Origin of the sequence: Burkholderia territorii (genome assembly GCF_902833055.1) — a bacterium.
Lineage (GTDB): Bacteria > Pseudomonadota > Gammaproteobacteria > Burkholderiales > Burkholderiaceae > Burkholderia > Burkholderia territorii.
Map to the genome: position 1 here is coordinate 207,168 of NZ_CADFEJ010000008.1, position 6,398 is coordinate 213,565.

At 67.4% G+C, this 6,398-nt stretch carries 5 protein-coding genes and 1 pseudogene; 5 read left to right on the forward strand and 1 reads right to left on the reverse strand.

Going from position 1 to position 6,398, the window contains the following annotated elements; genetic code table 11:
* Positions 1-17 precede the first annotated feature (17 nt).
* Both HW466_RS17190 and HW466_RS17195 read left to right on the forward strand, forming a co-directional pair.
* Complete coding sequence (locus HW466_RS17190) at positions 18-854, forward strand: ABC transporter permease (protein WP_040141016.1); 837 nt, start codon at positions 18-20, stop codon at positions 852-854.
* A gap of 241 nt (positions 855-1,095) precedes the next feature.
* Positions 1,096-2,523 carry an MFS transporter gene (locus HW466_RS17195; protein WP_174905937.1) on the forward strand — a complete coding sequence of 476 codons (1,428 nt, stop codon included), beginning with the start codon at positions 1,096-1,098 and terminating at the stop codon, positions 2,521-2,523.
* An 81-nt stretch (positions 2,524-2,604) separates the two neighbouring features.
* Here HW466_RS17195 and HW466_RS17200 read toward each other — a convergent pair.
* Positions 2,605-4,344, reverse strand: a pseudogene (locus HW466_RS17200) (S53 family peptidase).
* A 700-nt stretch (positions 4,345-5,044) separates the two neighbouring features.
* On the opposite strand from HW466_RS17200, the gene HW466_RS17205 reads away from it, so the two are divergent.
* From HW466_RS17205 to HW466_RS17215, 3 genes are read left to right on the forward strand one after another with little or no spacing between them, the layout of a single operon-like run.
* Positions 5,045-5,368 (forward strand): ArsR/SmtB family transcription factor, encoded by a 324-nt coding sequence (locus tag HW466_RS17205; protein WP_059450869.1) that lies wholly within the window; start codon positions 5,045-5,047, stop codon positions 5,366-5,368.
* Complete coding sequence (locus HW466_RS17210; protein WP_059450781.1) at positions 5,365-5,796, forward strand: SRPBCC family protein; 432 nt, start codon at positions 5,365-5,367, stop codon at positions 5,794-5,796. The genes HW466_RS17205 and HW466_RS17210 overlap by 4 nt, the downstream gene beginning before the upstream one ends.
* Positions 5,793-6,227: a DUF1801 domain-containing protein gene (locus HW466_RS17215; RefSeq protein WP_151006382.1), complete on the forward strand. Its 435-nt coding sequence runs from the start codon at positions 5,793-5,795 to the stop codon at positions 6,225-6,227. The genes HW466_RS17210 and HW466_RS17215 overlap by 4 nt, the downstream gene beginning before the upstream one ends.
* The last annotated feature ends 171 nt before the right edge of the window (positions 6,228-6,398 follow it).

A 6,398-nucleotide genomic window follows, 5' to 3' on the forward strand; every position in this document is an offset into this window, starting at 1 on the left:
GGAAGGGGATGCCCACCATGAAACTCGCCAGGCCGCTGTTCGCGCCGCACATGTCGTTCGTCGAGCGCGCGTGGTACGTCGCGCTGCGCGTGCTCGTCGTGCTGACGCTGCTGTATCTGATCCTGCCGGTGCTTGCGATCGTGCCGCTGTCGTTTTCGTCGAGCACGTTCCTCGTCTATCCGATCCCGGGCTTCTCGACGCGCTGGTACGAGAACCTGATCGCATCGGACGAGTGGCGGATGGCCGCGAAGAACAGCTTCATCGTCGCGCCGTCGGCGACCGTCGTCGCGACCGTGCTCGGCACGCTCGCCGCGATCGGCCTCACGAAGGCGGATTTCCGCGGCAAGGGCCTCCTGATGGCCGTGCTGCTGTCGCCGATGATCGTGCCCGTCGTCGTGGTCGGCGTCGGCATGTACCTGTTCTTCGCACCGCTCGGGCTCGCGAATACCTACACCGGCCTGATTGCCGCGCATGCGGCGCTCGGCGTGCCGTTCGTCGTGACGACGGTCGCAGCGACGTTGCAGGGCTTCAACCAGAACCTGGTGCGCGCGAGCCTGTCGCTGGGCGCGAATCCCGTCACGACGTTCTTCCGCGTGACGCTGCCGGTGATTGCGCCGGGCGTGATGTCCGGCGCGCTGTTTGCGTTCGCGACGTCGTTCGACGAAGTGGTCGTCACGCTGTTCCTCGCGGGCGCGGACCAGACGACGCTGCCGCGCCAGATGTTTACGGGCATTCGCGAGAACATCAGTCCGACGATCGCCGCGCTCGCGACGATCCTGATCATCTTCTCGACGAGCCTGCTGCTCGCGCTCGAATGGCTGCGCGGACGCAACGCGCGACGCGCGGTGTCGTGACGGCCGCCATCGCGGCGCCCGGCGTGCGGTCGATCGTTGCGATCTCAACGATGGCGCGCACCGGGCGCAGCACACCAAAGCTTTCGTTTCGCTGACTGACGAAGCGGCTGCCTGCACGCTCGATGAGGCTCTGCAACAATACGGCTCGCGGCGACGCGCGTTCCGTTCCTGCAGGATGGGCGCCCGGTGCCGCGCCGCTCAATCCGCGACGCCGTGCGTCGCTCGTCAGCCGAGCCTCATCTTGTCAGAATTCGCATCTCCTGCCGGCACCCGCGAGCCGGTCGTCAACTGGCGCGCGATGTCCGCCGTGCTACTGGCCGTCGCGCTCGCGACGCTCGATACGGCAATCGCGAACACCGCGCTGCCCGCGATCGCCACCGACCTGCACGCGTCGCCGGCCGCGTCGGTGTGGATCATCAATGCCTACCAGCTCGCGATGGTCGCGACGCTGCTGCCGTTCGCGTCGCTCGGCGACATCGTCGGGCACAAGCGCGTGTATGTCGCCGGCCTCGCGGTGTTCACGCTCGCGTCGCTCGGCTGCTCGCTCGCGGCGACGCTGCCGCAGCTGACGGCGGCGCGGATCGTGCAGGGCTTCGGCGCGAGCGCGATCATGAGCGTGAACGTCGCGCTGATCCGCAACCTGTTTCCCGCGCACCGGCTCGGGCGCGGCGTCGGCTTCAACGCGCTCGTCGTCGGCGTGTCGTTTGCGGTCGGGCCGACGATCGCGTCGCTGATCCTGTCGGTGGCCGCGTGGCCGTGGCTGTTCGCGGTGAACGTGCCGCTCGGCATGCTCGCGCTTGCCGTCGCGATTCCGTCGCTGCCGCAGACGGCGCGCGGCAAGCATGCGTTCGATCCGCTCGCTGCGCTGTTCAACGTGATCACCTTCGCGTCGCTGATCTTCGCGCTCGGCGAATTCGCGCAGCGCGGGCCGCTGTCCATCGTGTTCACGGCTGCCGCCGTCGCCTTCGCGTTCGGGGCGCTGCTGATCCGTCGCCAGGCCGGGCACCCGGCGCCGATGCTGCCGGTCGATCTGTTCCGCCGCCCCGTGTTTACGCTGTCCGCACTGACCGCCGTGTGTGCGTTTGCCGCGCAGGGGCTCGCGTTCGTATCGCTGCCGTTCTATTTCGAAACCGTGCTGCATCGCGACGCGGTGGAGACCGGCTTCCTGATGACGCCGTGGTCGGCGATCGTCGCGCTTGCCGCGCCGATCGCGGGCCGGTTGTCCGATCGTTATCCTCCGGGATTGCTCGGTGCGATCGGGCTCGCACTGCTGAGTGCGGGGATGGTGTCGCTCGCCGCGTTGCCGGCCGCGCCGAACGTCATCGACATCGGCTGGCGGATGATGCTGTGCGGCGCGGGCTTCGGCTTTTTCCAGTCGCCGAACCTGAAGGCGTTGATGTCGAGCGCGCCGCCCGAGCGCAGCGGCGGCGCGAGCGGCATCATCGCGACCGCGCGGTTGATCGGGCAGGCGACCGGCGCGGCGCTCGTCGCGCTGTCGTTCGGGATCGCCGGACGTCACGGGCCGACGCTCGCGCTGATGCTCGGCGCGGGCTTTGCGGGCGCCGCGAGCGTCGCGAGCGGGCTGCGGCTCTTCACGCCGTCGCATCGGGCCGGCGTGCCGGTCGCGTCGGCAGCCGCTGCGCCGACGAAGGAACAGGCGACGCAATAGCGTTGCGCGGCGCCCGCTGCCCGCGAATTTCCCCGCCGGCACGCAGCGAACGAGCGCCGCGCGCCGGCCTTCGCATCACGCTCAGAAGCCGCCCGTCTGGATCAGCTTGTTGAGGTTCGCGATATTCAGGCTGCCGAAGCCGGTCGTCAGATCCCAGCCGGTGCCTGCCTTGTAGCCATACCCCTGATAGCCGTTGTTCCCCGACACGACGTCATAGCGCACGAGCGACGGGTTCGACGGAATGTCCGCATAGAACTTGCCGGCCGGGAAACCGAGACCCGTGCCGTTCGCCGCGAGCAGACGCGCCCAGAAGCCGGTGAAGATCGGCGCGGCGAGGCTCGTGCCGCCGATCTGCTGCAACTGGCCGTAGTTGTAGATGTATGCGCCCGTGCTTTGCGCGGCGTCGAACGACACGTCGGGCAACTGGCGATTGCTGCCCGATTGCCATGCCGGTGCCGGCAGGATCGTGCTGACGCCGCCGCCCGTCGCCCACAGCTTGCCGTTCCCGTCGAGACCTTCGTTCCACACCGTTTCGTTCGAGAATGCGCCCGCCGACGTGGTGTACAGCGTCGTGCCGCCGATCGCGAGCACGTGCGGCGACGCGGCCGGCCACGATACCGTGTAGTTCGCGCCGTCCGGATAGCCGCGGTTGTTGCATTCGTACACGCCTTCGTCGCCCGACGATACCGAGAACGTCTGGCCTTGCGCTGCGGCCGTCGTGAAGATCTGTTCCTCGGCGTCGAGCGTGCCGTCCGCGTTCGCGTCGGTCTCGCACCAGCCGAGCGACACGTTGATCACCTTCGCGGTGTTGTCCGATACCGCGCGGTTGAATGCCTGCGTGAGCCCGGTGTTGCCCGCCGCGTTCAGGTCCGCCATGTAGAACACCAGCTTGCCGACCTGACCGCCGGCCGAGCCGACGATTGACTGGCTGTCGAGATCCCATTCGCCTTGGCCGTCCTGGTCGTCGCTGTAGCTGCCGCTCGTGCCGGTGCCGTTGGTCTTCACGGTCTGGGTCGTGACCGTGCCGTAACCGTTGCTCGACGTGAACTGCTTCAGGTCCTGAAGCGTCTGCGACACGCCGCCGATCGTGATGATGCCGACGGTCACGCCGGCCGCGGTCGGCACGCCGGTCGCGTTGTAGAGGCCCGGGAATTCCTTCGGATAGTGGCCGGTGGCCGTGCCGGCCGCGAGCGCCTGCGGCTTCGCGACGTTGCCGATGCGCAGCATCGGCCGTGCGCGCGCGACGTTCTGCAGCCCTAGCACCGAGCCGACGACGTCGCCGAGCGCGCGCGGCACCTGCGCGGTCGACGCGTTCGCGAAGCCCGAGCGGCCTGCGTACTGGAAGTGCACGAGCGACGTGTTGAACGCGGTCTTCACCGTGCCGGCCGTGCCGCGCGCGGACACCAGCAGCCGGTTCGGCGCCACTTCGATGTTCACGAAGCCGCTCTTGCGCAGATAGTCGACGACGGATTTCACCTGGGCATCGGTCGGTGCGTAGTTGGCGAGAAACTGCTCGTGCGTCAGGTACTGGCGGTAATGCACATTGCCGGGCCGGTTCACGTCGTGCGCCAGTTGCTTCAGTTACGCGGCATTGCGCAGCATCAGGCTGACGACGATGTCGGTCGTCTCGCCGGCCGCGAGTTCGAGCGATGGCGCCGCACTGCGCGCCATCAATTGCGGGCCGGTGAGAAAGGCCTTCGTGTGGGTGTCGACCCAGTCCGTCGTCGCATGTGCCGCGCCGGCGGCGAGCACGAGCGGCCACGCGCATGCGAGGCGGCGGGGCGACGGAAGGGGGAGGGCAAACCAGGCGTTTCTTTTCATCGGGAGTCCTTTTTAGGAGAGACGACGTTGCTGGAGCCCCCGGCCCTTGTGAGGCCGCGAGCGGTGACGAGCGTAGGGCGTCGGTGCCGTTCAGGTAGCTGCCAGTTTCCATAGCTGTCAGTTCTGACATCGGCGCGTTCGCGCGCATGCGCGGCGTCGTGCGCGCGTACGCCTTCGGTGTCGGCAAACGGAACCGGTTCGCGACGCGATCGCGCTGCGATCGACGACGCTTGCACGCACGACTCGTTCGTTGGGGGATCGGAATGCGCGTGATCGCGGAGCGAATCGCCGCGAACGCGCATCGCGTGCGATCGGACCTCGGCGCGTCGCGCGTCGCACTATGTGGTCAAGCGCGGCCGCGGCGCCCACGCGACGCGGCCGCAACGCGCGGATGCACGAAAACGGGGCCGGTCGATCACGAGCGTTTCCCGAACTGTGGAACAGCGCATTGCCGAGTCTTGCAGCGTGCTTTCGGTTAACCGATGCGCCGGGCGGATTAGAGGAAACACTCGAATGCTGACGACGGTGTGCCGACGTGACGCGTCCGACGTCCATCGCCGAGCGCTTCGTTGTCGTTCGGCCCGCGCCGCCGAACGAGCGCGCGGCGGGAGCGAAAGACGCCGCCCGCGAAATTTCGCCTTGACGCGGACCGATCGACTGCTATCCTTCGATCCATAACCGATGAGTTATGAATCTGGACATGCAGACCGCACACGACATGCTTTTCAGGACGCTTGCCGATCCCACGCGCCGCGCGCTCTTCGAACGCCTGTGCGCGGACGGCGAGCTGACGGTGGCCGCGCTGACGGCCCATGCGGGCGTCTCGCAGCCGGCCGTCTCGAAGCATCTCGGTGTCCTGAAGCAGGCCGGGCTCGTGACCGACCGTCATGAAGGCCGGCAGACGCACTACAGCGCACAGCCGCAGGCGCTGACTCCGTTGATCGACTGGACCAGCCAGATGGCCGGCTTCTGGCAGAACCGGTTCGACGCTCTCGAAGATCTGCTCAAAAGGATGGATCAATGAACCAGTCCAATGCCGAAACGCGTACCGTCGTCGTCGAACGCGAACTGTCGCATCCGCCGGAGAAGATCTGGCGTGCGCTCACGCAACCGCACCTGATCGAGGCGTGGCTGATGCAGAGCGACTTCGAGCCCGTCGCGGGGCGCGCGTTCAGCTTCCGCGCGGACTGGGGTTCGGTCGACTGCAAGGTGCTGACGATCGAGCCGCAGCGCGTGCTTTCCTATACATGGGCCGCGTACGGTCTCGAAAGCGTCGTCACGTGGACGCTCACGCCGACGCCGCGCGGCACGCTGCTGCGCATGGAGCAGGCCGGCTTCCGCGCGGATCAGGAACAGGCATATCGCGGGGCGCAGCACGGGTGGGTGCGGTTCTTCGAGTCGCTCGAACAGGTGCTGGCGCGTCCCGATGAAGAATCGGAGGCCGGGGCATGAGCGCATCTGACCTCGCACCGTCGGCCCGCATCGACGCGCTGATCGCGGGCATCGCCGACTGGCGCGGCAAGACGTTCGCCGCGCTGCGCGAGACGATCCTCGCCGCCGAAGACGGCATCGTCGAGGAATGGAAATGGATGGGCAGCCCGGTGTGGTCGTGCGACGGGATGATCGCCGTCGCGAACGCACACAAGGGCAAGGTGAAGCTCACGTTCATGCACGGTGCACACCTGCCCGATCCTGACGGGCTGTTCAACGCAGGGCTCGACGGCAATGCGCGCCGCGCGATCGATTTCCTCGAAGGCGACACGCTCGACAAGCGAGCGCTGAAGCGCCTCGTTCGCGCGGCGATCGACTACAACCGTGCGCACCTGAAGAAGAACGTGCGCGCACGCGCGGGGGCCAAGACACGCGGCGACAAGGCCGCATGACGGACAGGCGGCATCGCCCTTGCGCCGCCGCGCGCGCATAAAAAAAGGTTCATCGCAGAAAACCGTGGAGGGTTTTCAAGCGATTGCATAATCTGACACCTGATTCTAAGGATGTCGGAGGAGGCAATTGCTCGATCGAAAGGCACTTCAGGCACTGGGCTGCTGGACCGG